The organism is Flavobacterium sp. GP15 (assembly GCF_014281985.1).
GTDB classification, from domain to species: Bacteria; Bacteroidota; Bacteroidia; order Flavobacteriales; family Flavobacteriaceae; genus Flavobacterium; species Flavobacterium pygoscelis.
Genome location: NZ_JACFTC010000026.1, coordinates 1 through 902, shown reverse-complemented (window position 1 = coordinate 902; position 902 = coordinate 1). Strand labels below are relative to the sequence as shown.

Genomic DNA, 902 nt, shown 5'->3' with positions numbered 1-902 from the left:
GGCAGATGGTTTTTTTATTTATTCTGATTGTCCGTTTCCATTATTCACTTTGACTTTGACTTTTTTAAAATTTCCATTTTCATGTTCTTCCAATTTATTTTCTCCAATTAAATAATATTTGCCTTTTTCTTTAATTATTCGATTTTCAAAATCTTTATCTTCTGATATAAACGCTTTTGTTTCTGCAATTTCATTCCAAGTTCCACTTTTTAAAGACCAAACAGAAACTTTATTCCACCAACCTTCAGTTGTTCGAGAAAAGATTATTATTTCATTTGCATTATCATTATTTAAATCTTCAATTTTCGCAACAACAATTCCTAAACTTTGTGCTATAGTTATTTTTGGAATATTCTCTGTGAACTCAATATTTATATCACAATTATTTTTCCCGCATTCAATTTCATTTGTTTCTAAATTCCATTTATAATTTACAAATGCAGTATCGTTAATTTCATCATTATTAATATCTCCAATAAAAAACTTTCTGTTTTCTATTTCAATTTTCGAGTTTTTAGAAATAGGTTTTTCTGTTTTAGTTTGACAACCAAAAAAGATTAAAATTAATATTAAATATCTGATTTTCATATAAATATCTTTCATTTTCTGTCGCTCGAAACTGTCTGCTAACGTTTCGCGGGTTGCAGAAGTGGCGAACTTCGTAACCGCAATTTTTCTGCTAAGATAAAATATCTTGCGAAAGATAAACGTGAATTTACCACATATTTCGCCATTTTTGCAAACCGCTGTTGTGCGTTCGGTTTTTTATTCTTTCCAATATTCTTCCATAATTGCAATTCTTTTTATTGCATTTTTAGATATGAGGTCAAATTTGTTTTCAAGATCAATTTTTTTAGTTTGGTCATATCTAAACCAACTTTCTGTTCCATTTTCTTCTGACG

Annotated in this window: 1 protein-coding gene; it reads right to left on the bottom strand. The window is 28.0% G+C overall.

Annotated elements, in window-relative coordinates; genetic code table 11:
• Positions 1–18: 18 nt before the first annotated feature.
• Positions 19–588, bottom strand: coding sequence for a hypothetical protein (locus H2650_RS15675; protein WP_188051768.1), 570 nt, complete (start codon positions 586–588; stop codon positions 19–21).
• Positions 589–902: the final 314 nt, after the last annotated feature.

Bases quoted from the DNA above. Each gene is read 5' to 3' on its own strand.
- H2650_RS15675 (WP_188051768.1), bottom strand. From the start codon at position 588: ATGAAAATCAGATATTTAATATTAATTTTAATCTTTTTTGGTTGTCAA.